At 62.2% G+C, this 24,994-nt stretch carries 24 protein-coding genes and 1 tRNA gene; 15 read left to right on the forward strand and 10 right to left on the reverse strand.

Annotated features, from left to right (window positions below):
* Nucleotides 1-143 precede the first annotated feature (143 nt).
* Together ACYQ3S_RS03770 and ACYQ3S_RS03775 are read left to right on the forward strand one after the other, a co-directional pair.
* Nucleotides 144-1,265, forward strand: a complete 1,122-nt coding sequence (locus ACYQ3S_RS03770; protein WP_459687397.1) for a CobW family GTP-binding protein — start codon at nucleotides 144-146, stop codon at nucleotides 1,263-1,265.
* Between the two features lie 12 nt (nucleotides 1,266-1,277).
* A complete protein-coding gene (locus tag ACYQ3S_RS03775) occupies nucleotides 1,278-2,231 on the forward strand; it encodes a TIGR03943 family putative permease subunit (RefSeq protein WP_459687398.1) in 954 nt (317 codons plus the stop codon).
* 43 nt (nucleotides 2,232-2,274) lie between these two features.
* On the opposite strand, the gene ACYQ3S_RS03780 is transcribed toward ACYQ3S_RS03775, so the two are convergent.
* Nucleotides 2,275-2,496, reverse strand: a complete 222-nt coding sequence (locus ACYQ3S_RS03780) for a helix-turn-helix domain-containing protein (RefSeq protein ID WP_459687399.1) — start codon at nucleotides 2,494-2,496, stop codon at nucleotides 2,275-2,277.
* Between the two features lie 185 nt (nucleotides 2,497-2,681).
* On the opposite strand from ACYQ3S_RS03780, the gene ACYQ3S_RS03785 reads away from it, so the two are divergent.
* The gene (locus tag ACYQ3S_RS03785) at nucleotides 2,682-4,823 is read left to right on the forward strand and encodes a serine hydrolase domain-containing protein (RefSeq protein ID WP_459687400.1); all 2,142 of its coding nucleotides are present in this window, start codon (nucleotides 2,682-2,684) and stop codon (nucleotides 4,821-4,823) included.
* A gap of 39 nt (nucleotides 4,824-4,862) precedes the next feature.
* On the opposite strand, the gene ACYQ3S_RS03790 is transcribed toward ACYQ3S_RS03785, so the two are convergent.
* The 5 genes from ACYQ3S_RS03790 to ACYQ3S_RS03810 form a co-directional block, all read right to left on the reverse strand.
* Nucleotides 4,863-6,689: an LTA synthase family protein gene (locus tag ACYQ3S_RS03790; RefSeq protein ID WP_459687401.1), complete on the reverse strand. Its 1,827-nt coding sequence runs from the start codon at nucleotides 6,687-6,689 to the stop codon at nucleotides 4,863-4,865.
* Nucleotides 6,690-6,762: 73 nt separating this feature from the next.
* Nucleotides 6,763-7,389 (reverse strand): VanZ family protein, encoded by a 627-nt coding sequence (locus tag ACYQ3S_RS03795; protein WP_459687402.1) that lies wholly within the window; start codon nucleotides 7,387-7,389, stop codon nucleotides 6,763-6,765.
* A 139-nt stretch (nucleotides 7,390-7,528) separates the two neighbouring features.
* Nucleotides 7,529-7,867, reverse strand: a complete 339-nt coding sequence (locus ACYQ3S_RS03800) for a DUF1622 domain-containing protein (protein ID WP_459687403.1) — start codon at nucleotides 7,865-7,867, stop codon at nucleotides 7,529-7,531.
* A gap of 32 nt (nucleotides 7,868-7,899) precedes the next feature.
* Nucleotides 7,900-9,270 (reverse strand): TrpB-like pyridoxal phosphate-dependent enzyme, encoded by a 1,371-nt coding sequence (locus ACYQ3S_RS03805; RefSeq protein WP_459687404.1) that lies wholly within the window; start codon nucleotides 9,268-9,270, stop codon nucleotides 7,900-7,902.
* A gap of 398 nt (nucleotides 9,271-9,668) precedes the next feature.
* Nucleotides 9,669-9,932 (reverse strand): hypothetical protein, encoded by a 264-nt coding sequence (locus ACYQ3S_RS03810; protein WP_459687405.1) that lies wholly within the window; start codon nucleotides 9,930-9,932, stop codon nucleotides 9,669-9,671.
* Nucleotides 9,933-10,082: 150 nt separating this feature from the next.
* Here ACYQ3S_RS03810 and ACYQ3S_RS03815 point away from each other — a divergent pair, with 150 nt between their 5' ends.
* The 5 genes from ACYQ3S_RS03815 to ACYQ3S_RS03835 are packed head-to-tail and all read left to right on the forward strand — an operon-like array spanning nucleotide 10,083 to nucleotide 14,632.
* A complete protein-coding gene (locus tag ACYQ3S_RS03815; protein ID WP_459687406.1) occupies nucleotides 10,083-11,054 on the forward strand; it encodes a leucine-rich repeat protein in 972 nt (323 codons plus the stop codon).
* Nucleotides 11,055-11,067: 13 nt separating this feature from the next.
* Nucleotides 11,068-11,265, forward strand: coding sequence for a hypothetical protein (locus tag ACYQ3S_RS03820; protein ID WP_459687407.1), 198 nt, complete (start codon nucleotides 11,068-11,070; stop codon nucleotides 11,263-11,265).
* A 10-nt stretch (nucleotides 11,266-11,275) separates the two neighbouring features.
* Nucleotides 11,276-12,562 carry a vWA domain-containing protein gene (locus ACYQ3S_RS03825; protein ID WP_459687408.1) on the forward strand — a complete coding sequence of 429 codons (1,287 nt, stop codon included), beginning with the start codon at nucleotides 11,276-11,278 and terminating at the stop codon, nucleotides 12,560-12,562.
* 53 nt (nucleotides 12,563-12,615) lie between these two features.
* Nucleotides 12,616-14,103 (forward strand): AAA family ATPase, encoded by a 1,488-nt coding sequence (locus ACYQ3S_RS03830; protein WP_459687409.1) that lies wholly within the window; start codon nucleotides 12,616-12,618, stop codon nucleotides 14,101-14,103.
* A gap of 55 nt (nucleotides 14,104-14,158) precedes the next feature.
* Entirely contained in the window at nucleotides 14,159-14,632 is a 474-nt protein-coding gene (locus ACYQ3S_RS03835; protein ID WP_459687410.1) for a hypothetical protein, read from the forward strand.
* 36 nt (nucleotides 14,633-14,668) lie between these two features.
* Here ACYQ3S_RS03835 and aguB read toward each other — a convergent pair whose 3' ends face one another.
* Nucleotides 14,669-15,532: an N-carbamoylputrescine amidase gene (aguB, locus tag ACYQ3S_RS03840; RefSeq protein ID WP_459687411.1), complete on the reverse strand. Its 864-nt coding sequence runs from the start codon at nucleotides 15,530-15,532 to the stop codon at nucleotides 14,669-14,671.
* A 37-nt stretch (nucleotides 15,533-15,569) separates the two neighbouring features.
* Nucleotides 15,570-16,664, reverse strand: a complete 1,095-nt coding sequence (gene aguA / locus ACYQ3S_RS03845) for an agmatine deiminase (protein WP_459687412.1) — start codon at nucleotides 16,662-16,664, stop codon at nucleotides 15,570-15,572.
* A 122-nt stretch (nucleotides 16,665-16,786) separates the two neighbouring features.
* On the opposite strand from aguA, the gene ACYQ3S_RS03850 reads away from it, so the two are divergent.
* The gene (locus ACYQ3S_RS03850; protein ID WP_459687413.1) at nucleotides 16,787-17,305 is read left to right on the forward strand and encodes a hypothetical protein; all 519 of its coding nucleotides are present in this window, start codon (nucleotides 16,787-16,789) and stop codon (nucleotides 17,303-17,305) included.
* 83 nt (nucleotides 17,306-17,388) lie between these two features.
* Here ACYQ3S_RS03850 and ACYQ3S_RS03855 read toward each other — a convergent pair whose 3' ends face one another.
* A complete protein-coding gene (locus ACYQ3S_RS03855; RefSeq protein WP_459687414.1) occupies nucleotides 17,389-18,123 on the reverse strand; it encodes a YaaA family protein in 735 nt (244 codons plus the stop codon).
* Between the two features lie 130 nt (nucleotides 18,124-18,253).
* Here ACYQ3S_RS03855 and ACYQ3S_RS03860 point away from each other — a divergent pair, with 130 nt between their 5' ends.
* The 6 genes from ACYQ3S_RS03860 (at nucleotide 18,254) to ACYQ3S_RS03885 (ending at nucleotide 22,741) form a co-directional block, all read left to right on the forward strand.
* Nucleotides 18,254-18,637 carry a metal-dependent transcriptional regulator gene (locus tag ACYQ3S_RS03860; protein ID WP_459687415.1) on the forward strand — a complete coding sequence of 128 codons (384 nt, stop codon included), beginning with the start codon at nucleotides 18,254-18,256 and terminating at the stop codon, nucleotides 18,635-18,637.
* A 65-nt stretch (nucleotides 18,638-18,702) separates the two neighbouring features.
* The gene (locus ACYQ3S_RS03865; protein ID WP_459687416.1) at nucleotides 18,703-19,392 is read left to right on the forward strand and encodes a tRNA1(Val) (adenine(37)-N6)-methyltransferase; all 690 of its coding nucleotides are present in this window, start codon (nucleotides 18,703-18,705) and stop codon (nucleotides 19,390-19,392) included.
* A 20-nt stretch (nucleotides 19,393-19,412) separates the two neighbouring features.
* Entirely contained in the window at nucleotides 19,413-20,267 is an 855-nt protein-coding gene (rsmI, locus tag ACYQ3S_RS03870) for a 16S rRNA (cytidine(1402)-2'-O)-methyltransferase (protein ID WP_459687417.1), read from the forward strand.
* 77 nt (nucleotides 20,268-20,344) lie between these two features.
* Entirely contained in the window at nucleotides 20,345-21,025 is a 681-nt protein-coding gene (locus tag ACYQ3S_RS03875) for a response regulator transcription factor (RefSeq protein WP_459687418.1), read from the forward strand.
* Nucleotides 21,026-21,035: 10 nt separating this feature from the next.
* On the forward strand, nucleotides 21,036-22,577 hold the full coding sequence (locus ACYQ3S_RS03880) for a sensor histidine kinase (RefSeq protein WP_459687419.1): 1,542 nt from the start codon (nucleotides 21,036-21,038) through the stop codon (nucleotides 22,575-22,577).
* A gap of 88 nt (nucleotides 22,578-22,665) precedes the next feature.
* Nucleotides 22,666-22,741, forward strand: a tRNA-Met gene (locus ACYQ3S_RS03885).
* 143 nt (nucleotides 22,742-22,884) lie between these two features.
* Here ACYQ3S_RS03885 and ACYQ3S_RS03890 read toward each other — a convergent pair.
* Complete coding sequence (locus ACYQ3S_RS03890) at nucleotides 22,885-24,990, reverse strand: PTS transporter subunit IIABC (RefSeq protein ID WP_459687420.1); 2,106 nt, start codon at nucleotides 24,988-24,990, stop codon at nucleotides 22,885-22,887.
* Nucleotides 24,991-24,994: the final 4 nt, after the last annotated feature.

Here is a 24,994-nt window from a genome sequence, read left to right on the forward strand (position 1 = left end):
CACAGCATTCCCAGGCTTTCCCACGGCGAAATCGTGCCTTTTGCACTTCGATTAGCAAAAGCTAACCCTAAAACTTTTCTTTTTTGCAAAAACGTGGTATACTATGTTCATCCCATAAATTTTACATTGGTGAGGCGAAAGCTATGACAAAAATTGATATCGTTTCCGGCTTCCTCGGCGCGGGCAAGACCACGCTCATCAAGCGCCTGCTGGCGGACGCCCTGCAGGGCGAGCAGGTCGTGCTGATTGAAAACGAGTTCGGAGAAATCGGCATCGACGGGGGCTTCCTCAAGGAAGCCGGCATCGTGGTAAACGAAATGAACGCCGGCTGCATCTGCTGCTCGCTCGTTGGCGACTTCGGCAAAGCGCTGCATGAGGTGGTAGACCAGTACCATCCGGACCGCATCCTGATCGAGCCTTCGGGCGTCGGCAAGCTGTCCGACGTGATCGCCGCCGTGCAGAACGCGCATCTGGATGTGACGCTCAACTCGTTCGTCACGGTTGTCGACGCGCTCAAGGCGAAAATGTACCTGAAAAACTTCGGCGAATTTTTTGAAAATCAGGTCGCGCATGCCGGCGCGATCCTGCTTTCCCGCACGGCGGAGTGTCCGGCGCGGCGGCTGGACGAAACCGTCGCCCTGCTGCGCGGCCTGAACGAGCACGCCCGTATCGTCACTACGCCGTGGAAGGAGCTGACCGGCGCGCAGCTTCTCGCAACTATGGAGGGCAGCCGCGACCTGGTGCAGGAGGTGCTCGACGAGATCGCGCGCGAGCCGCATCATGCGCATCACCACCACGAGCATGCGCACGAACACCATCACGACCACGAACACGAGCATGACCATCACCATGAGCACGAGCATGACCAGGAACACCACCACGAACATGGTCCGGACTGCACCTGCGGCTGCCATGACCATGAGCATGGCCACGCGCACCATCACCACGAGCACGACCACTGCGGCTGCGGCCACGACCACGATGCGGACGAGGTGTTCACCTCCTGGGGCGTGGAAACCCCGCATCCGTACACGGAGGAGGACCTGCAGAATGCGTTGACCGGCCTGGGCGACCTGTCGCTCGGCACCGTGCTGCGCGCCAAGGGCATCGTACCCGCGGCCGACGGCGGCCAGTGGCTGCATTTTGACTATGTTCCCGGCGCGCCCGATATCCGCCGCGGCGCGGCCGACTATACCGGCCGCCTGTGTGTGATCGGCGCCGAGCTGGACGAGGAGCGCATCGCTTCCCTGTTCGGCCTCGCCTGAGGAGGGAGCCTTATGCCCAAAAAGGACCCGATACCGGTTTATGTGTTTACCGGCTTTCTGGAAAGCGGCAAAACCCGTTTTATCAAAGAGATTCTCGCCGACCCCGGCTTCACGGAGAACGAGCGCACCGCGCTCCTGCTCTGTGAGGAGGGCATCGAGGAGTATGACGAGCAGGAGCTGCTGCGCTATGGCACAGCGCTCGTCTCCATCGAATCGGCCAGCCGGCTGACGCCCAATATCCTCAAGCGCGTCGAGCAGAAATACGACCCCGACCGCATCCTGATCGAATACAACGGCATGTGGAAGCTGGACGACCTGACCGCCGCTTTCCCTGCCCGCTGGGAGCTGTACCAGATCGTCACAACGGTGGACGCTTCCACCTTTGCGCTGTACTCGGCCAATATGGGGCCGATGATGTTCGAGCATATCACCACCGCCGACCTGGTGGTGTTCAACCGCTGCACCGATGCGCTCAAGGAGATGCTCTATCAGAAGAACATCCGCGCCATGAACCCGCGTGCGACCATCTATCTGGACGACGTGGACGGAAACAGCGAGGACTACGCCCGCAACATGCCCCTGCCGTTCGATCTCAACGCGGATATCATCGATATCGGGGATGAGGATTACGGCCTGTGGTATATCGACGCCACCGGCGATCCGAGCAAGTACGACGGCAAGACCATCCGCTTCCGCGCGCAGGTGTATGTCGGCGGCAACGTGCCATCCGGATCGTTCGTCCCCGGCCGGTTCGGCATGGTCTGCTGCGCGGACGACGTCACGTTCCTCGGCTTCCTGTGCCGCTATCCCAACGCAAAGGACCTCAAGCTGCGCGACTGGGTGCGCGTGACCGCCTCGGTCACGGTCGAGGCCCTGCCCCAGTACCGCGGCGAAGGCCCTGTGCTGCATGCGGTCGAGGTCGTCCCCGCCGACAAGCCGGCGGAGGAGCTGGTGTATTTCAACTGACCGCTGTCACAAAACAAAAGGCTTCCCGTTTTTGGGAAGCCTTTCATTTTTGCGGCGGCGCGGGATTATCCGTCAGACCTAAAAGATAGTCCGCCGACGTATGGTAATACCGTGCCAGCGCCGCCAGGATATCCAGCGGCACCGCGTTATAGCCGTTTTCATAATTGCTGTATGCGCTTCGCGACAGCCCCAGAGCCGCCGCGATCTCCTTTTGCCTGATATCGCGGTCCTGCCGCAGGGATTTCATCCGTTCACCAATATCCATGCGCACCACCTCTCGGTTATTATATGGTGACAGGAATCTTGTCATCGACTTTTGACACAAATCATGTCAAAATAAAAAACAGATATTCCCTGTACAGTTCCGGATATCCCTTGACAGATCACCCCATCTCCATTATATTTAGATCATCTTCTAAATATAATCCACAGCAACAGAAAGGAGCTTCCATGAACCGATTCCTGTCCCGCCTGCTTGCAGGCACGCTCACGGCCGCGCTGCTGGTCTCCCCCGCGGCGCTTGCCGCAGGGCCGAGTAACCCTCTCGCGCCCGCCTCGCTCAGCCCGCTGCCGGACCCGTTGTTTTCCAGCCTTCCGGAAGGTTTGCTTTCCCGCGCCGATATGCCGGAGAGCGCCGGCGCGTCCACCTTGGAGCAGCGCACCCAGCTTCTGCTCGACCCCAGCATGGGCATCGCCAGCATCCAGTACGCCATGATGGACCACGGCGACTTTATCGAAAGCGGCGTCGCCGGCGTGTACAGCAAACGCGAAAACCGCCTGCTGACCACGGAAAATCTGTACGGCATCGGCTCGACCAGTAAAATGTTCACCACCGCCGCTCTGCTGCGCCTGGTTGACCAGGGCAAGGTTGCGCTGGACGCCCCTGTGACCGCGTACCTGCCGGATTTCCGGATGGCGGACGAACGCTATCGCGATATCACCGTGCGTATGCTGCTCAACCATTCCTCCGGCCTGATGGGCAGCACCTACAGCAACGGCATTCTGTTTGACGACGCGGACACCCAGGCACACGATTCCCTGCTTGACGACCTTGCCGGACAAACGCTCAAAGCCGATCCCGGCGCGTTCTCCGTGTACTGCAACGACGGATTCTCCCTCGCGGAGCTTCTGATCGAGCGCGTCAGCGGTCAGTCCTTCACCGAATTCATCCATCAGGAGATCACCGGCCCGCTCGGCATGGCGCATACCAAAACCATGCAGGACACGTTCGACCGTTCCGCCATCGTGCGCACCTACCATCCCAACGCGCCGGAACAGGAAACACCGACCGACTCGGTCAACATCATCGGTACGGGCGGCATCTACTCGACCGCCGAGGACCTGTGCCGCTTCGCGCAGCTCTACACCGGCGAAGCGGATATCCTGTCCGACCGCGCGCGCACGGCAACCTTCCATAAGGAGTACCAAAACGGGCAATGGCTGGACGCGGACAGCAATGTGATCGGCTATGGCCTGGGCTGGGACAGCGTTGACCTGTATCCGTTCAGCCTGTACGGCATCCAGGCGGTCACAAAGGGCGGGGACAGCCTGTTGATGCACAATTCGCTGATCGTCCTGCCGGAATACGGCCTGAGCGCCGCGGTCTCCACCTCGGGCGGCAGCAGCCTGTACTGCCAGATGCTCGCCTCCAGCCTCCTGCTCGACCGGCTGGAGGAAAAGGGCGTCATCACCGAACGCAAAAGCGCTGCGGATACGTTCACACCGGCCCGCCAGGTAGCACTGGACAGCGGGCTTAAACGGTATGAGGGCCTGTACGGCGATTCGACCTCGCTCATGCGCCTGACCATGGAGGACGCGGGTACGCTTACCCTGTCCAACGCTTATTCTCCCCTGCAGCGTTCTACCTACCTTTATTGCGGAGACGGGGTATTCAAATCGGAAAACGGCCTGGCTGAACTGCGCTTTATCGAGCAGAACGGCAACGCCTATCTGACCGCGCGCGGCTATTCCTCGGTCCGCATCCTGTGCGACCTGGTTTCCGAAAGCTATTATCTGCAGAAGCTGCCGGAAAACCCCGTATCCGCACAGACGCAGGCCGACTGGAGCGCGCGCCAGGGCAAGGCCTATGTCTCCGTGACCGACAAGGCCAGCTCGCAATTGTTCCTGTACGGTCCTCCCATGCTCGGCATCGGCACTGTGGACGGGTATCTGGTTTCCAATCCGCTGACCGACGGCACGCGCGCGGACGTTGCGGTGCAGATCCCCATGATGGGCGGCCGCGATACCACGCCTTACTGGGTCGAAACAATCGGCGGCACGGAGTATATGCATTCCACAGACGGACTGTATATGGATGCCTCGGCCGTGCCGGACATCCATACCGGCCCCCGCTCCCACCTGACCATCCAGCCGGATGGCTACAACCGCTGGTACAACCTGCCGCAGTCGCTGGACGGTAAGACCATGACCGTCCAGATGCCGGCCGGCGCGGGCTTCGTTCTGTTTGACGCGGCGGGGCAGACTGTTAACCAGAGCGCAGCCACTGGCGACACCAGCGCCATCCTGTCCGGCGGCGGGTCGGTCGTGTTCTGCGGTGCGGCGGGCGACGTGTTCCGCCTCACGATCTCCTGAAAATACAAACCGGCTTCCCCCAAGGGAAGCCGGTTTGTATTATGTCTCTCTATAATAATCCGTGTCAAGGATCGCGTCGTTGACCTCCTGGAAGCGGCGGGCGTATGCGTTCATCGCCGCAACCTCCTCTTCGGTCATCCCGTCGTTCCACACGACCTTCCCATTTTGGACATAGGCGTCGTCGGTCAGCCAGGTGCCGTCAGGAAAAATGGCGCAGCCCGCGTATGACGGGTCAAAGGCATCCCGCCCCAGGGTACGGGGCGCGGGCAGACCGAACAGGTTCGCAAGTGTCGGCAGCAGGTCAACGGTCTGCATCGTCTTGTCCACCGTGCGCGGCGTACAGCCCTCATACCAGATAAAGCATGGCGTGCGCTCCAGCAGGCGGCCGCCCGCAGCCGCGGAATATTCCTCCAGCACCGCGCGGTCGGTCAGACCGTAGGCATAATGGTCGTCGTACACGCAGAGCACTGTGTTTTCCAGCAGCCCGTCCTCCGCAAGCCGCTCGAGCAGGCGCGCAAACATATCGTCGGTCAGGCGCGCCTTGGCAAACAGGCCGTTTATTTCATACGGTCGGCTGTCATCCGCATATTCCGGATACTGTTCGAGCGCATAGGTGGTCAGCGCGTCGATCTCGTCATAGCCAAGGTGGCCGCTGTAGGTGATCAAAAAGTCCAGAAACGGCTCCGTGTCGATCATGCGCGCATACAGCTCGTCGCAGTCCACCAGGAAGCGGTCCACCCCCGCCTCCAGCTCGCCGGACGCATAGTGCAGCGCGGAATGGTACTGCTCATAACCGAACGCCTGGTGCATCGCGCCGCGGTTGTAAAACTTGGCCTCGCTCTTGTGAAAGGAGTTCGCGGTGTAACCGGCGTCCCCAAACAGGCTGCCGGCCGCATCGGGAAACGCGCTGCGGCTGAGCGAATAGGCGACGTTTCCGTTGGCATAGGGATAAAGGCCGGTCTGCGCGGCAAATTCCGTATTAAAGGTATAGCCGTTGGAATACTGAGGGGTATAGAACTCGGAAAAACAGATCCCCTCACGCTGCAGGCGCGCGAGCGTGGGCGTGTTCTGCTCGTTCAGGACGAAATCGTCAATGCTTTCCAGCTGCACCAGGATCAGGTTTTTGCCCGCGAGCAGGCCGGTCATCTCGTTTTCCTGATGGGCGGGCCGCTCCGCGAAAAACGCATCCACCCGCGCCCGCTTTTCCGCCCCGTCCGGATCGGGCGCGACCGACAGCCATGCGTCGTGCAGCACAAACTGGTACGGTCCGGTCAGCGCCAGGTCGTAAACGGGCGAAGAAAAGCGTTCGTATTCATACCCGCTCGATTCCCACGCATCCCAGTCCAGCGTTTCCGGCACCGGCGCGTACAGACGCGGCGCGATTCCCTGCGCCAGCAGGAACGCCGCCAGCAGCGGGAGGGCCTGCCGCCGTTCCGTCCCCGCGGGCAGCGACCGGACGCCCAGCACGCCCCACAGCAGCAAAAGCAGCGCGACCGCTGCGAACCGCCCGTCGATGATCTGGCGGGCGTAGCCGGCAAAATCCAGCCCCTCCCCCGCGAACAGGAAATCCGAGAGGAATAAAACGCGGTCGAGGATGCGCCATACGGCATACTGCACCACGGCATAGACCGCCCACACCGCGTAAACCAGCCCGTAAAGCAGGCGTCCCCAGCGGCGCGGGGGCAGCAGCGCCAAAGCGGTGAACAGCGCGCTGAAGCCAAGGGAGAACAGGTTGGGCGCGGCTGCGTACAGCGGATACCACGCCGCGCCGCCCGTTGCCGTGCGCAGCGTCAGGTCGAGCAGCCAGAACGGCAGGACCGCCAGTAGAATATGCAGCAGCAGCCGTTTCCGTTCCCGCGTTTCCATGTATACCGTCCTCCTGTCTCATGAAAGACAGTATACGGTATATTCCGCCGGAACGCAACCGGCTTTTTTGTTTTCATCCGGCAAAGCCGTACAGCAGCCCTGCCGCCCACAGCTCATGAAACAGCAGGAAACGCCCGGCGAACAGCACCGCGATGTACAGCGCGGGTGCCGGCCCGCAAGCCTCCCCTCTCTCCCGCCCGCGGCGCTGCCCCGCCCATGCCAATGCCCGATACAGCAGCAGCCCCAGCACCGCGCCCAGCGTGTTCATCAGCAGGTCGTCCACATCCGTCCGGCGGTTGTTAAGCAACTGGCTGAGCTCGATCAGCAGAGAAAAAGCAAATCCGCCCGCGGCCACGCGTCCCAGCCTGTCCAGCGCGGGCCAGAGCAGGGGCAGCAGCAGGCCGAACGGCAGGAACAGCACGACATTCAGCGCATAACCCATCGGATCGGCTTCCCGTGAAAACGGCAGCAGGTTGACCTGACCGGCGTTCCACTCCAGCCCGCGTTGGAGCGCGTCGTACAGCGTTCCCGCGCCGGTCACATGGAACACCCCAAACAGGTATATGGCAAACAGCAGGAGCAGCAAAGGCGGCGCAGCCCGTCCCGTTTTCCCGCCCCGCCGGTACAGCGCCGCGCACAGTACAAGGCCGGGCAGCAAAACCGCCGCCGCTTCATAGGCCAGAAGTAAAAGGTTCTGCATCCGTATCCCTCCTTTGTCTCAGGATACCAGACAAATATTAAGAAAAACCGAGGGAATTTCTTAATATTTTCGCTCGCCATGTTTGGCACACCGCGAAAACGGAAAAAGCAGGCCGCGCCGATCGCGCGGCGCGGCCTGCTCAAGGCTCCGCGGGCGGATGCCCAGCGGTCCTCTCTTCATTTGTGATCTCCCAGTGGATCAGGAACGTGAGCGCCGCGCGCAGAAGGATGATCGCGCCGACGAGCAGGATCTCCCGAAGCTCCCGCACGACCACGGTGCGCAGGATCTCGCTGCCCAGCTTGAATTCCAGCCCCATCGCCAGGCCTTTGGCCAGCTTGAGGCGCGTTTCCGGATCGCGCCGGACATAACACACCGCGCCCCGCACGCCAGACGCGACGATCACGCCCACGCCCACATATTCAAACAGCAGTATCGCCCACGACACGATGGTATCCAGCACCTGATCCGCCCACGGCAAGCAGACGCACACCCTTTCCGGTTGTTATGTAGCTATTCCGGCTGGCTGGGCAGGGTGTCGAAGCCGGTCTGCAGCTCCTCGTCGGTCGGCACATGGTTGCGCATCGTGCCGTTATGATATGCCTCGTAAGCCGACATATCAAAGTAGCCCGTGCCGGTCAGGCCGAACAGGATGGTCTTGGCCTCGCCGGTCTCTTTGCACTTGAGCGCCTCGTCGATCGCGCATCGGATCGCGTGGCTGGACTCGGGCGCGGGCAGGATGGTCTCGACCTTGGCAAACTGCACCGCCGCGTCGAACACATCGGTCTGCTTGACCGAGGTCGCCTCCATGTAACCGTCATGGTACAGTTTGGAGAGGATGGGACTCATGCCGTGGTAGCGCAGGCCGCCCGCGTGGTTGGAGGCGGGCATGAAGCCGTTGCCCAGCGTATACATGCGCGCCAGCGGGGTGACGTGGCCGGTGTCGCAGAAGTCATATGCGTATTTGCCGCGTGTGAACGACGGGCAGGAGGCAGGCTCGACCGCGATGATGCGCGGGTCGGCCTTGCCGGTCAGCTTATCCTGCATGAACGGCGCGATCAGGCCGCCGAGATTGGAACCGCCGCCCGCGCAGCCGATGACGATGTCCGGATATTCGTCCAGCAGTTCCATGGCTTGCCTGCTTTCCAGGCCGATGATGGACTGGTGCAGCAGCACCTGGTTGAGCACCGAGCCGAGCACATAGCGGTAGCCCTCCTGCGTCGTCGCCATTTCGACCGCCTCGGAAATCGCGCAGCCGAGCGAGCCGCCGGTGTTCGGGTCGTGGGCGAGGATGGCGCGGCCCGCCTCAGTGGTGTTCGAGGGCGAGGGCGTCACATCCGCGCCGAAGGTCTGCATGACCGCCTTGCGGTACGGCTTCTGCTCATAGGACACCTTGACCATGAACACCTTGAGGTCCAGCCCGAAGTACGCGCACGCCTCGGAGAGCGCGGTACCCCACTGGCCCGCGCCGGTTTCGGTCGTCAGGCCCTTTAGCCCCTGCTCCTTGGCGTAATACGCCTGTGCAATGGCCGAGTTGAGCTTGTGCGAGCCCGAGGTGTTGTTGCCCTCGAACTTGTAATAGATCTTCGCGGGTGTGCCGAGCGCCTTTTCCAGGTTATACGCGCGGCACAGCGGGGATGGGCGGTACAACTTATACATATCGAGGATCGGCTCCGGAATATCGATATAGCGCGTTTTCCCGTCCAGCTCCTGATGGGCGAGCTTTTCGCAGAAAATCGGATACAGCGCCTCCTCCGGAAGCGGCTGGTGCGTGCCGGGATGGATCAGAGGGTCGGGCTGTTCTTTCATATCGGCGCGCAGGTTGTACCACTGCTTGGGCATCTGGTCTTCGGTCAAATACAGTCTGTGCGGAATCTTAGCCATGGTAGGTTCTCTCCTTTTTCTATATTTTATGAATGAATGGACAAAATAAAAAAGCCCCCGTCCCAAATCCATGGGACAGGGGCTTGTAAACAAACCCTTGCGGTGCCACCCAAGTTGACGCGCTGACGCGCCCGCTCGCTTCCGCGCATCCGACAATGCGCGCTCCCCTGATAACGGGCGGAGTCCCCGTCGCAGTTACTCGGGCGGAACGCCCTTTCGCCTTGCCCTGGTGAAGTCCATTCACAAGGCCCTTGCCTGCCGCGATCCCACCGCCCGCGGCTCTCTTGGAGGTTCGGTCTCCCTGCTACTCGTCTTCGTCATTGGTTTGTTCGGTATGGTCACAGTATATTCGCAGCGAATGGATTTGTCAAGGGAATTTTGAGATTTTTCATAAATTATTATGGTGATATTTTCTTATCACAAGAATCCTCTGTTTCCGCTTTCGCCGGCTGACCGGTCAACTCATCAATGCGCTTTTCCATTTCCTCTATACGGCAAATCAGACCGTACAGCGCCCAAACCAGCAGGGTAAGCGGAACGAAAAGGAGGAAAAACCCCAGTAGCGGATACAACTCCTCCAACGCATATACAGCGAACATAAAGCCCCCTGTTGCCAAAAGGCAGACGACATAGAACCCCAAAAATGTCCTGAGCTTTTTCATCCCGCATTCCACCTTTTTTCTTTATCTTAACAGATGGTCAACAGACGGTCAATCTGCAAGATAGACAAAACCGCGTCACTTTTATTGCCGCCCCGCCGCGTCTGTGCTATAATCGAAGCCGAACAGAAAACCCGTGAAAGGAGACGCACCATGTACACGGTCGAGGGTGAAAACGAACTGCTTCTGACCTGCGGAAAAACGCCGGACGGCGTTGCCATCCTGCGCTGCGAAACGCGCGACGACAGCGTGCGCCTGCCGGACGAGATCGGCGGCGCACCGGTGGTCTCGCTCGGGAATTACGCGCTCAGCGAACGCGCGCCGGACCTGCGCGGGCAGGACGTTTTTCCCGTCCGCGTGACCTGCGGCGGGCCGGAGCCGGCGCACGACGCAAACGCCGTCCGTTCGGTCACGCTGCCGCGGCCGCTTCAAAGCGTGGGCAGCTATGCGTTTTACAACTGCCGCCGGCTGGAAACGCTCACGCTGTCCGGCGCGGCGACCGATTTCGGCGGCGGCGCGCTGATGAACTGCCGCGCGCTGCGCGAGGTGCGGCTGTATGCCGACCCCTCCGCCCCCACCTGCCTGTACAAGCTGCTCGGCGAGCACGCGGGCGAGCTGGACGTGCGTTTTTTCTGGAACGGGACAGTGTACCGCCTGCTCTTCCCCGCCTATTCCGAGGATCTGGAGGCGCTCACGCCCGCGCATATCTTCCAGCGGCGCATCCACGGCGCGGGCTACGGCTACCGCCAATGCTTTGACGGCGGCACGCTCAGCACGCACCAGTATGACCGCGCGCTGTCCGGCCTGCTCGAACGGCACGATTTCCTTGTCGCAGCCCGCGTCGCCATACGGCGGCTGGCAACGCCGTTCGGCCTGTCGGACGCTGCCCGCGCTGCCTGTCTGGACTGCCTGCGCGCCCACGGCGGCACGCTCGCCCGCCGCTGCGCCGCCGCGGGCGAAAGCGCGGCGCTCACCTTCCTGCTGTCGCTCGGCGTGCTGTCTCCGGCTGAGATCGACGCCGCATGCGATACCGCCCGCGAGAAGGAGCAAACCGCCGCGCTGTCCGTGCTGCTCGCCGCCGGACAGGCATCCCCCAAGGGGCGCGCAAAAACGTTCGACTTATGAAGGAGGGGTTCCCATGAAATGTCCGTATTGTGGAAGTGAAAACATCCTGTGCAACGCCGTGATCGATCTTCACAGCGGGTGCGGGCCGCTGTACCGAAAGGGACCGGTCAGCCTGGTTTCCGAGTGGGGCGTTGATTTCTGTCTGGACTGCGGCACGGCGGTTCGCTTCTTTGTCCGAGGCGATCTGGATCGGAAATGGGTTACGAAATAGGGGTTCTTGTATGGCACAAAGTGAACGCTGGCAAAAAATCGGGCGGGAAATTCTGTTTTCCGCCCGCACCGAGCTGTATATGAGCCTGCCCTTTCTGGATACGGCGCTGGCCGCGCTGGCCGTCTCGGACGGGTACGATACCGCGACGCTCGCAACGGATTCCCGCGCGCTGTATTACAGCGGCCCGTGGCTCGCCCAGCAATACGAGCGCTCGCGCGCAAACGTGTGCCGCGCGTATCTGCATACGGTGTTCCACTGTCTGCTGCGGCACCCCGCCAAGGCGCGCGGCCGCGACCGCGCGCTGTGGGACCTTGCCTGCGACGTGGCGGTTGAAAGCATGCTGGACGCGCTCGACTACCGCTGCCTGCAGGCGGACAAGCCCTCCGTGCGCCGGCAGCACCTGTACCGACAGCTTCGCGAAAGCATGCCCGTGCTGACTGCCGAGGCGGTTTACCGTCAATTCCGGCGTGAACGGGCGGGGCTTTATGACTGCGCGGCGCTGTCCCGCGTATTCCATGTGGACGACCACGCGCTCTGGCCGGAGGAAAGCGACGACGAGCAGGAGCGCCAGTGGCAGCGCGCCGCCGAGCAGACCCAGACCGCGATGGAAACCGTATTCTCGAACCAGGCGGCCGGCGGCGAGGCCGTGCGCGAGCAGCTCGCGGTCTCCGCGCGCGGGACCGCGGACTACCGTTCGTTCCTGCGCCGTTTTGCCGCGCTGCGCGAGGAGGTCGCGGTGGACGCGGACTCGTTCGATTACGGTTACTACGCCTACGGCCTGCGGCACTTCGGCAACATGCCGCTGATCGAGCCGCTCGAAACGCGCGAGGTGCGCCGGATCGAGGATTTCGTCATCGCGATCGACACCTCGATGTCCACCTCGGGCGAGCTGGTGCGCGGCTTTTTATCGCACACCTACGCGCTGCTGCGGGAAAACGAGAGCTTTTTCCGACGCTTCAACCTGCGCATCCTGCAGTGCGACGACCAGCTCCGCGCGGACAGGCGCATCACCTGCGAGCGCGAGCTGCGGGAGTATATGGAGCATTTTGAGCTGATCGGCCAGTCCGCCACCGATTTCCGGCCGGTATTCGCGCATGTGGACCGGCTGGTCAGCGAGGGCGCGTTCCATCACCTGCGCGGCCTGCTCTATTTCACCGACGGACTGGGCATCTATCCGAAAAAACGCCCCCGATACGACGCGGCGTTCGTCATGCTGGAGGGCGAGGCCTATCCCGACAACGTCCCGCCGTGGGGCATCCGGCTGATCCTGCGGGAAAGCGAACTCTCCGCCGGATAGCGGCGGCCTGCCCGTCCCCTTACACCAACGGATAACGCACGAGGTAATGCTTTATGAATATCAAACGAGCAAAAAACGAGATCAAAAACGCACTGCGCGCCTATCTTGCGCGGGATGCGTTCGGCGCGTACCGCATCCCGCCCATCCGGCAGCGCCCCATCCTGCTGATGGGGCCGCCGGGCATCGGCAAAACCCAGATCATGGAGCAGATCGCGGAGGAGACCGGCGTGGGGCTGGTGTCTTACACGCTGACCCACCACACGCGCCAGTCCGCGCTCGGCCTGCCCTTTATCGAAACCGTGCAGCTCGGCGGCGCGGAACGCACGGTCACCGCCTACACCATGAGCGAGATCATCGCCTCGGTCTACCGCGAGATGGAGCGCACGGGTACCAAGGAAGGCATCCTGTTCCTTGACGAGATCAACTGCATCTCGGAAACGCTCACGCCCATGATGCTGCAGTTTCTGCAGTGCAAAACCTTCGGCAACCAGCGCCTGCCGGACGGCTGGATGGTCGTGGCGGCCGGCAACCCGCCCGAATACAACAAATCCGTGCGCGAGTTCGACGTGGTCACGCTCGACCGCGTCAAGCGCATCGACGTCGAGGAGGACTTCGCGGTCTGGAAGGAATACGCCTACCGGCGCGGCGTCCATGGCGCGATCCTCTCCTATCTTGAGATCCGGCGCGACCATTTCTATCGGGTGGAGGCGACCGCGGACGGGCTGCAGTTCGTCACCGCGCGCGGCTGGGAGGACCTGTCCGAGCTGATGCAGGTATACGAAACGCTCGGCCTGCCCGTTGACCGCCAGGTGGTCGGGCAATACCTGCAGCTCCCCCGCGTGGCGGCCGATTTCGCCAACTACCTGCAGCTTTATGAAAAATACAGGCGCGTCTACCGCGTAGAGGAGATCCTGGACGGCGCCTGGGAAAAGGTGCGCGCCTCCGAGTTGGCGGACGCGGCGTTCGACGAGAAGCTGGGCGTGCTCGGCCTGCTGCTCGCGCGGCTGGCGGACGGCGCGCGCGAGGCATACCGGCTGGACCGGCTCACCGACGCGCTGCATCAGGACCTCGTCCATATCCGCGAGGGCGAAAAAATGCTCGGCACCCTGCTGGACGAAAAACAGGCCGCGCTCACGCGCCGCCGCGACGCAGGCTCGACCGACAAGGACGCGCTGTTTACCGCCGCGCGCGAGGCCGAGCGGCTCGCGGCTTTCCAGCAGGCGCTCGCGCTGGAAAAGGTGCCTAAGGGGCAGGCGTTCGAGCGACTCAAGGCGCTGTTCCAGGAGGATGTGCAGGCGCGCGCGGACGCGGCGGACCGCATGGACCGGCAGTTAGCGAACGTCTTTGCCTTCCTCGACGCGGCCATCCCGAACAGCCAGGAGCTTGTTCTGTTCGCCACCGAGCTGACCGCGAATTACTTTACCTCCTGGTTTATCCAGAATTTCGGCTGCGAAGCCTACTTCGCGCACAACAAGCAATTGCTGTTTGACGACACGCGCCAGCGGCTTCTGCGGGAAATCGGCAGCGCCGAACCGGACTGAGGCGCGGAACCTTCCGTCTTCCGCTTCCGTCTAAGCTGGAAAAGGAGGTTGTGCCATGTATCGTTCTTTTCTGCTCCTGCCGCTGCTTTTCCTCCTGTTGTCCGGCTGCGGAACGGCTCCGGCCAGCGGCGCGGGCCAGCCGGAGGCACCGCCGTCCCCCGCTGCGGAGGAGGCCCACCAGCACCAGCCCACGGACGAGCCGCAGCTGATCGCGGACAGCCCGACCGGCGGTTACTGCGGCAACACCCTTACGCAGGTGCGCCCATTCAACGCCGCGCCGGACGGCGACGCCCAGACCGCGTTCTGGGGCAGCGATTCGATTGCGCTGACCGACCTGCTGCTGACGCTGGATTACAGCGGCGAGGTCTGCCGCTGTCTGCCGGAGTACACCGTGGACACGGAGTTCGGCACGGATTACGGCGTCAGCCTGACCGGCTGCTATGTCCGGCACGACGGCGCCCAGGCCGACCTGACCACGGAACAGGTTGAAGCGATTCGGGATATTCTGGACCGCAACGGCGTGCAATAGAAAAAGGACAAGGCCCTGCCTTGTCCTTTTTTGCGGTTATCCGAAGCGTCCCAGCGCGCCGTACATCTCCGGCCGCCGGTCGCGGAACGTCCCCCAGCTGCGGCGCAGCTCGCGGATGCCGTCCAGATCGAACGTATGCGTCAGGACGCAGGCGTTTTCCCGATCCGCCTGCTCGACCAGCGCTCCGGTCTCATCCGCGATGAAGGACGAGCCGTAAAACGTCAGCGAGGACGACTGGTTCTGGTTGTCGGGCGAGGGGGTCACGGTTTCCGTACCGATGCGGTTGGCCGCGACCAGCGGCATGATGTTCGCCGCCGCGTGGCCCTGCATGCAACGGCGCCAGTGCGGCATGGAATCGCATTCCAGAATCGGCTCGGAGCCGATCGCGGTCGGATAAAACAGCAGCTCCGCGCCCATCAGCGCCATGCAGCGCGCGGATTCCGGAAACCACTGGTCCCAGCAGATGCCCACGCCGATTTTGGCATAGGCCGTGTCCCACACGCGGAAGCCCGTGTCCCCGGGGGTGAAATAGAATTTCTCCTGATAGAAATGATCGTCCGGAATATGCGTCTTGCGGTACTGGCCAAGGACCGTCCCGTCCGCGTCGATCACGGCGACCGTGTTGAATGTGGTGTTGCCCACGCGCTCGTAATAGCTGACCGGCAGCACGACCCGAAAGTCGCGCGCGACCGTCCGCAGCGCGTTCACCGCGGGGTTATCCTCCAGCGTTGTCGCCAGATGGTAGTTTTCATAGCTCTTTTCCTGGCAGAAATACCAGTTTTCAAACAGCTCGGGCAGCAGGATGACCTGCGCGCCCTGCGCGGCCGCCTCCTCAACCCTTTGCACCGCGGTTTCCAGCCCATAGGTCATCTGCACCGCGGCTACGGTTACTTTGCTCATGTGTCTGCACTCCTCATACGGTTGGTGATTCCCGCGCTCACGCGCGGGGGATCTGCTGCGTGATACAGTGGATGTTCCCGCCGCCGATCAGAATATCGCGCGCGGGGATGGCGACCACCCTGCGCGTCGGAAACAGGCCCTGCAGGATCTCTTTCGCCGTTTCGTCCATCGGGTCGCCGAACGCGGGCATGACGACCGTCCGGTTGGCGATATAAAAATTGACGTAGCTTGCCGCCAGCCGCTCGCCCGGCGTGCGCGTCGGCTCGCCCTCGCACAGGTCGAGCCCCTCACATTCCTCCGCAGTGATGGTCACGGGCGCGGGCAGCGGCAGCTTATGCACCCGAAGCCGGCGCCCCTTTGCGTCCACCGCCGCCTCGAGCGCGTCCAGGCTCGCCCTGGAGAGCGCATACTGCGGGTCGCTTTCGTCGTCCGTCCACGCGAGCACGACCTCGCCGGGCGCTGTGAACGCGCACACGTTGTCCACATGCTCGTTGGTTTCGTCATGGTAGATGCCGCGCGGCAGCCAGATCACCCTGGAGACGCCGAGGTACGCGCACAGCGTGCGCTCGATCTCCTCCCGCGACAGGGACGGGTTGCGCCCCGCGGAGAGCAGGCAGGCCTCGGTGACGAGCGCGGTCCCCTCCCCGTCCACATGGAGCGAGCCGCCCTCGCAGATAAAATCCCGCTTGTCATAGCAGTCGTTTTCCAGCAGGTCGCAAAATTTGCGGGCCACGCGGTTGTCCTTTTCCCAGCTTGGGTACAGCCCGTCCACCGCGCCGCCCCAGGCGTTAAAGCCCCAGTCGATGCCGCGGCGGCCGCCTCTGCCGTCGATCACAAAGGTCGGCCCCACGTCGCGCGCCCAGGCGTCGTCCGTCTCCATCACAACCAGCCGCACCGCATCCGGAAGCTGGGCGCGGGCATTGTCATACTGCCCCTCCGAGCAGAGCACGGTCAGCTTTTCGCTTTCCGCGATCGCCCGCATCACCTGAATAAACGCGCGCCGCGCTGCATAGGCTCCATACTGCCAGGAATCCCCGCGCTCCGGCCAGATCATCAGGCAGCCGTCGTGCGGCGCGAACTCCGCGGGCATAAAAAATCCGTCCTGTGCGGGCGAAGTGTGTAAAATCCTCATTGTCGTTTCTCCGTATCGTTTTCTCCCTTATAGCGTACAACATTTCGATTTAACTTGCAACGCTTTCCCGCATATGTTACACTAAATATACAAATGCTTCAATGTTTTTTCAGGAGGAAACCATGAGCAGCTACCCTTATCTATATACGCAGACCTATTCCTACACGCCGTTTTTCAGCCTTGTGATGCCCGTGCTGGCGCTGCTTGTCATTGTGGCGGGCGGCCTTGCGTTGTATTTCCTTTTCGTGCGCAAGCCCAACACCTATAAAGGCCCCGCCGCCAGTCTGCACGATATTCTCACGTTCCGCACCTTTTTCACCGAAAAGCTGATCCGCGTCCTGTACTGCATCGCCGCGGTCGCCATCGCCGTATACAGCGTCATGCTGCTGTTCTCGCATTTTTTTGCCGCGCTTTTCGTGTTCGTGGTCGGCAATCTTGTCGCACGCATCACGTTTGAGTATGCGCTGCTGCTGCTCGTGCTATGCCGCAACACGCAGGAAATCAACCGCAAGCTGGGCCCCCTGCCCGCTGAAGAAGCCGCGCCGCAGGCACCCGCGCAGGAGGCCGCGCCCCCTGTCCCGCCCCAGCCGCCGGAGCAGGCGCCCGTGCCGCCCCAGCCGCAGGACAATCCCCCGCAGTAACGTCATACCTCAGCCCCGCCCGTCCCCCAAAGGACAGGCGGGGCCTTTCCCGCTTCAGGGCAGCTTTTCGCGGCACTTCCCCGTCACGCGCGGACGATAAAGGTCAGCGTTTGGTTGTCCGACAGGCTTTGCTCATACCGGAAATCGTTCCAGTCAAACAAAGTGAGCTGCTCGGGCGACGCGATGCGGTGCTGCAGGATATACCGCGTCATGCGGCCGCGCGCCATTTTCGCCATGGTGGGCAGGCAGCGCAGCTTCCCCTTGCGGTAGGTCAGGAATTCGCAGGTCACCATCCGGTCGCCTGTCTGCAGGTAGCGCCGCACCGCCTTGCTGTATTCATTGGAAGCGAGGTTGACCACCGTTTCACCCGCAGCGAACAGATCGTCGTAAAACGCACGGCCCCAGAACTCGTACAGGCTGCGTCCATCCAGCCGGTGCGCCAGCTCCAGCCGGTAGGGGCGGATCGCGTCGAGCGGCCGCAGCGGGCCGTAAAACGCGGAAAACAGCCGCAGGCTGTCCTGCGCGAACCGCAGCTCTGCCGCCGTGAGCGTTTCCGCCTCCAGATATTTATAGGCCAGCCCATCATACGCCAGGATCGCGGGTACGCCGCCCTCGCCCGTCCAGTCCTGGTAGAGCGCCGCCGCCCGCAGCGCGATCGCCGGACTGGTCTGCAGGATGCTCTCCAGTTCAAACGGCGCTTTGGCGCGCAGGGCCGCGGCGAGCGCTTCCGCCTGCCGCAGATAGCGCGGCGCTGTCACATCCGGCAGCGACGCCGCGGCGGCGCGCATATTTTTCGCCGGGGATAAAAATACTTTCATGGGACATCCCTCCGTCTTCCCCATTGTACCCAAAATTGCGCGGCCTTGCAAGCATCGCTATATTGCCAAAATCAGCCGGATATGCTAAAATAAAAAACATGGAAAAGAGAAAAAAGGAGGACAAGGCACGATGAAAGTGCAGGAGAGTGCTGAGAACTATCTGGAAGCGATCCTGATTCTGCAGCACCAAAAAGGGTCGGTCCGCTCAATCGACGTTGCCCACTACACCGGCTTTTCCAAGCCGAGCATCAGCCGCGCTGTTGGCCTGCTGCGGGACAACGGCTATGTTTCCATCGATCAGAACGGCTTGCTGTGCCTGACCGACGCCGGACGCACGATCGCGGAAACGATCTATGAGCGCCATACCGTGCTGACCGAGCTGCTGACCATGCTCGGCGTTTCGCCCGAAACCGCGGCCGAGGACGCCTGCCGCATTGAGCATGTCATCAGCGCGGAAACCTTTGCCAAGCTCAAGGAGCATGCGCAGCAGCACGGCGCGAAAGCCAGCAGATAAACCAAACGCACCTGCGGCCGGTCCGTCACGGACCGGCTCTTTCTGTTTTCGGATAAGGAGGTATTATGGCGCAGACAACCGAACGGCTTCCCAACGGTCTGCTGCTGCATCAGGACGACCGGTATTTCAAGCTCGGACAGGACAGCGTGCTGCTTTCTTCCTTTGCCAAGCCGCGCCGGAACGCGCGCGTGCTCGACCTCGGCTGCGGCACGGGCGCGCTCGCCCTGCTGCTTTACCGCCCCGACCTGCGCATGACCGGCCTGGAGCTGCAGGAGGGCGCGCTCGCCCTGTTCCGGCGCTCGATCCACGACAACGGCGTGGACATCACCGCGATGCAGGGCGACCTGCGCGAGATCCGCACGCTCCTCCCTCACGGCAGTATGGACTATGTGGTGTGCAATCCCCCGTATTTCGACCGGAACGCGGGCAAAAGCGCGCCCGCGCCGGAACGCCGCATCGCCCGTCAGGATGGCGCCTGCACGGTGGAGGACCTTGCCGTGGCCTGTTCCTTTGTGCTGCATACGGGCGGCAAGGCCGCGTTCGTGTTCCGTCCCGAGCGCATGTGGACGCTGCTGGAAGCGCTCGCCCGTGTCCGTCTCGTCCCCAAGCGGCTCCGCTTCGTACATCAGACCGCGCAGTCCGTCCCCAGCGCGGTGCTGGTCGAATGCCGCAAGGGCGGCAGCGCGGAGGGCCTTTCGGTCGAGCCGCCGCTGCTTGTCCAAAGCGAGGAATACAACAGAATATACGGAAAATAATTTTTTAAGGAAATATTACAATGAGTGAATCCATTCTGTATCTGGTCGCCACGCCGATCGGCAACCTGGGCGACCTGTCCCCCCGCGCGCGGGATATCCTTTCGTCGGTCGATTTCATCGCCGCGGAGGACACGCGCGTGACGCAAAAGCTGCTGACCGCCTGCGCTCTACCCAGAAAGCCCCTGATCTCCTATTATGAGCATAACCGCCGCGCGCGCGGCGAGGAGGTGCTGGCCAGGCTGCGCGCGGGTGAAAGCTGCGCCCTGGTCACGGACGCGGGTACGCCCGCCGTTTCCGACCCCGGCGAGGACCTGGTCGCGCTGTGCGCGGCGCACGGCATACCGGTCGTACCCATCCCCGGCTGCTGCGCCGCGGTCTGCGCGCTCGCGGCCTCCGGCCTGCCGACCGGACGCTGGTGCTTCGAGGGCTTTTTATCTGTGAATAAAAAGGCGCGCCGCGCGCATCTGGACGCGCTGCAAAACGAAAAACGCACCATGATCTTTTATGAAGCGCCGCACAAGCTGTGCGCCACCCTGCGCGACCTTGCGGACGCCTTCGGCGGGGCGCGCCGCCTTTCCCTGTCCCGCGAGCTGACCAAGCTCCACGAGGAAACGCTCCGCATGACACTGGACGAGGCCGTCCAGTACTTCGACGCGCATCCGCCGCGCGGCGAATTTGTGCTGACCGTCGAGGGCGCGCCCGACGAGCCGGACGCCGCGCCGGACGAACCGGAGCGGCTGGCTGCGGCGGCGGAGGCCGTGCGCCGCCGGATGGAGGAAGGGCAGACGCAGAAGGACGCGGTCAAAGCGGTGTCCGCGCAGACCGGCGTCAAGAAGAACGCCCTGTACCGGTATGTATTGGAGCAGGATATATAAAAACCTGTTTTTTGTTCACAGAACGGACAAACTGACACGGTATACTGGTACTATCCGATACAAGGGGTGAAAGCCTGATGTCAACGATATTGATTGCCGACGACGAGGCGCGCATCCGGCGCCTGGTCAGCGATTTCCTCAAGCGGGACGGCCACAGCATCCTCGAAGCCGCGGACGGCCGCGAGGCCCTGCAGATGATCGAAAACCGCCAGTCTGGGCTTGACCTGGCGATTCTGGACGTGATGATGCCCGGCATGGACGGGTTCGAGGTGCTCCGCGCGCTGCGCGCACAGGAAAGCGGCGACAAGCACCTGCCTGTCATGATGCTGACCGCGCGCGCGGAGGACGCCGACCAGGTCCGCGGGCTGGAGGAGGGCGCGGACGATTATGTGACCAAGCCGTTCTCGCCCATCGTGCTGGCCGCGCGCGTACGCGCCCTGCTCAAGCGCGAGGGCCGCGCCGCCATGCCGGTCGAGCAGCTGGGCGCGCTTTCCGTCAACGAGCTGCGCCGCGAGGTGCTGGTGGACGGCGTTCCGGTCGACCTGACGCCCAAGGAATACGAGCTGCTGATCTATTTCAAGAACAACCGTGCCATCGCGCTGTCCCGCGAGAGCATCCTCAACGCCGTGTGGGGCTATGATTACTTCGGCGATCTGCGCACGGTGGACACCCATGTGAAAAAGCTGCGGGCCAAGCTGGGCGGCTGCGGCACCATGATCGAGACGGTGCGCGGCTACGGCTACCGCTTTGAGGGATGACGGATACAACATGAAGGGCCATTCGATCCGGTTTAAGTTTTTTGCCGCGATCAGCGCCGTTGCGCTGGTCTTTATCGGCGTGCTTTTGCTGCTCAACCTGTTCTTTTACGAGGATTATTACATGCTGATGCGCCGCGGGGAGCTGCGCGACGCCTATCAAGGCATGCGCGGCAGCTATACCGGCAACGTGGAGGATATCGCGGCCGTGCTGGACAGCTACGAAAGCCGCTCGGCCATCCGCCTGTCCGTGGTCCGTGCGGACGGGACGGTGCTGTATTCCTCCGCGTTTTCTCCGGACGCGGCTCGACCGGAGGAGGACAGACCGCTGCAGTTCCATCTCCCCGATTTCGATCGGGTGGAGCAGCAGTACCGTAGCTATGCCATCCTCAGCTCAATCGCGCAGAGCATGGACCGCGAATTTATTGCCAAGCATAATTACCAGTTCTTGAACGTTTCCCTCTGGGATAACGACCAGTACCTCTGCCTGGTCGGTGCGCTTGACCGCAACGCGGGCGACTGCCTGTTCGCCTATATGCCGTACGCCTATATCGAGCAGAACTCCTCCCTCAACCTGGTTTTCCTGCTGATCGCGGGCGGCTGCGCGCTGCTGATCTGCCTGGTCTGCGGCTTTTTCATCTCCCGCCAGTTCACCCGCCCGCTGATCGCGATGGCCGGCGTGGCCGACCGGATGAGCGAGCTGGATTTTTCCACCCAGTATCAGGGCGGCGAGCGCGACGAGATCGGCCAGCTCGGCCAGTCGCTCAACCGCTTGTCCGCTTACCTGGAGCAGACGATCCGCGAGCTGCAGGAGTCCAACGACCAGCTTGCGCTGGAAATCAAGGAAAAAGAACGCGTGGACAACATGCGCCGTGAATTTATCGTCAATGTTTCGCATGAGCTGAAAACGCCGATTGCGCTGATACAAGGCTACGCAGAGGGCCTGACCGCCGGTGTGGCCGACGATCCGGAGGACCGGAAATTTTACTGTGACACGATCGCGGACGAGGCCGACCGCATGAACAAGCTGGTCATGCAGCTTTTGAACCTCTCCAAGCTCGAGCTGGGCGCGGAGCAGACCTATTACGAGGATATCGACCTGTACGCGCTCTGTCGGGACGCGGTCGAAAAGACCGCCGTTTTGTGCGAAAGCCGCGGCCTGACCGTCCGGTATGCGGATACGCACGTCACCATCCGCACGGACGGCGACCTGCTCGAGCAGGTGCTTATGAACTATCTGTCCAACGCGATCCGTTACACGGCGGACGGCGGCCGCATCGAGATCACCGCCGCCTATACCGAAAACGGGATGCGGCTGGCCATATTCAACGAGGGCGACGGGCTGCCGGAGGATGAGCTGCCGAAAATCTGGGAGAAATTTTACCGCACCGACCGCGCGCGCACGCGCGAGGCCGGCGGCACGGGCATCGGCCTGTCCCTGGTGCGCGCGATCGCGGACACGCTGCACGGCAGCTGCGGCGCGGAAAACGTGGAGGGCGGCATTTCCTTCTGGTTTGAGCTTCCCTATTTTCCGGAGCGGGATGCGCCCGCGTAAATTGTCGACGTTTTTTCTTTACACACGCTTGACAATCCTTTCAAATCATGGTATAGTTAATAGGCTCCTTAAAGCAAGGAGCTTATATCGCGGGGTAGAGCAGTTGGTAGCTCGTCGGGCTCATAACCCGGAGGTCGTTGGTTCAAGTCCAGCCCCCGCAACCATAAAAGACCTGATTTCATTTGAAATCAGGTCTTTCCTTTTTGTCTTTAGGGATACCGGCGCGGTCTCCCTCCCCATCGTAACGAAAAAACAGCAGAGGCGGCGCCCGTTCCGGCATGCCGCCTCTGCTCTTATTTTTCCGCTGTTATTCCACTGTGAGCACGTTTTCCCCGGGCGTTACCGCGCCGGTTTTGCACAGTTCAAACGACGAGTATTGATCCGAATTCGTGACCACCACCGGCGTTACCGTGCGGTAGCCTGCGTCCAGGATGGCCTTTTCGTCAAAGCTGCCGATCAGGTCGCCCTTCTTGAGCGTGTCGCCCTCCTTGACCTGGATGGTGAAGGGCGCGCCGTTTAGCTGCACGGTGTCGATGCCCAGATGGATAAGCAGCTCACAGCCCTCCGGCGTCACCAGGCCGATGGCGTGCTTGGTGCCGAACACGGTCGCTACCTCGCAGTCGGCCGGTGCATAGACCTGATTGTCCGACGGCTCGACCGCGAAGCCGTCGCCAACCATCTTCTCGGAGAACACGCCGTCCGCGACGTCCTCAAGCGGGATGACCTTGCCCGCGAGCGGGGAGGCGATGACAATGGGCTTTCCGGCCGCCGGCGCGGAAGGAGCCGTTTCGGGGGCCGCTTCGGGCGCCGCAGGCGCGGCCTGGTCGCTCGCTGGGGAGGCCAGGAAGGCTTCCAGGTCGGACTTGATGTTGGATACGCGCGGGCCGTAGACCACCTGCACACCCTGGCCCTTGCAGATGACGCCCGACGCGCCGGTTTCCTTCAGAAGCTGCTGGTCGACCTTGGATGCGTCATGCACCGTGCAGCGCAGGCGGGTGATACAGCAATCCACATCCGAGATGTTGGCCTTGCCGCCCAGGCCCATCATGATCTGGCGCGAGAGCGCGTCCTCGCCGCCCTGCGCGGCCGCTTCGCCCTCCTTGCGGGCGTTGACGTCCTTGCGGGTGTACAGCTTGATTTCGCTGTCGTCGCGGCCCGGGGTCTTGTAGTCGAATTTCTTAATCATGAACGAGAACACCAGATAGTAGACGATAAAGTAGATCACGCCCACCACCGGAATCCACAGCCAGCTCGTCTTGGCGTTGCCCTGCATCACGCCGAACAGCGTCAGGTCGATCAGGCCGCCCGAGAAGGTCAGGCCCACGCCGACGTTCAGGATGTGCATAATCATATAGGACGCGCCCGCAAACACACAGTGTACCACATACATCACCGGCGCGACGAACAGGAAGGTAAACTCGAGCGGCTCGGTGATGCCGGTGAGCATGGAGGTCAGCGCCGCGGACAGCAGCAGGCCGCCGACCGCCTTGCGGTTCTCGGGCTTGGCGCAGCGGTAGAGCGCAAAGGCCGCGCCCGGCAGGCCGAAAATCATCAGCGGGAACTTACCGGCCATAAAGCGGGTCGCCTCAACCGAGAAATGCTCGATGCCCGGGGTGGCCAGCTCGGCAAAGAAGATGTTCTGCGCGCCCTCAATCAACGAGCCGCCGACCATGGCCGTGCCGCCGAGCGCGGTCTGCCAGAACGGGATATAGAACACATGGTGCAGGCCGAACGGGATGAGCGCGCGCTCGATAAAGCCGTACAGCCAGGTGCCGCCGTAGCCGGACGCGAGGACAAAGCCGCCGAGCGCGTTGATGCCGCTCTGGATCACCGGCCAGATATAATACATGGCGATGCCCACCACCAGGTAGACCGCCGCCGAGATAATCGGCACGAAGCGCGTGCCGCTGAAAAAGCTGAGCACCTGCGGGAGCTGAATCTTGTAAAAGCGGTTATGCAGCGCCGCCGTACCCAGGCCGACGATAATACCGCCGAACACGCCCATTTGCAGCGAATTGATGCCCAGTACGCTCGCGGTCGCGCCGGACAGGTCGGGCGCGCCGAAGTCGCCGATCATCGCGCCGATGGTCGCGTGCATAACGAAGAACGCGATGACCGCCGACAGGGCGGAGACCTCCTTCTCCTGCTTGGCCATGCCGATGGCAACGCCAATGGCAAAGATCAGCGGCAGGTTGTCGAACACGACCGAACCGGCCGCGTTGAGCACCTGCAAAATCGCGTTGATGAACGTGCCAGGTCCCATCAGTCCCATCAGGCCGTAGGTTTCCAGCATGGTTTCATTGGTGAACGACCCGCCGACGCCCAGGAACAGGCCGGCTACCGGCAGAATCGCGATCGGCAGCATGAACGAACGGCCGACACGCTGCAGCACGCCAAAAATCTTATCTTTCATATAC

This window comes from Agathobaculum sp. TL06, from assembly GCF_054658635.1.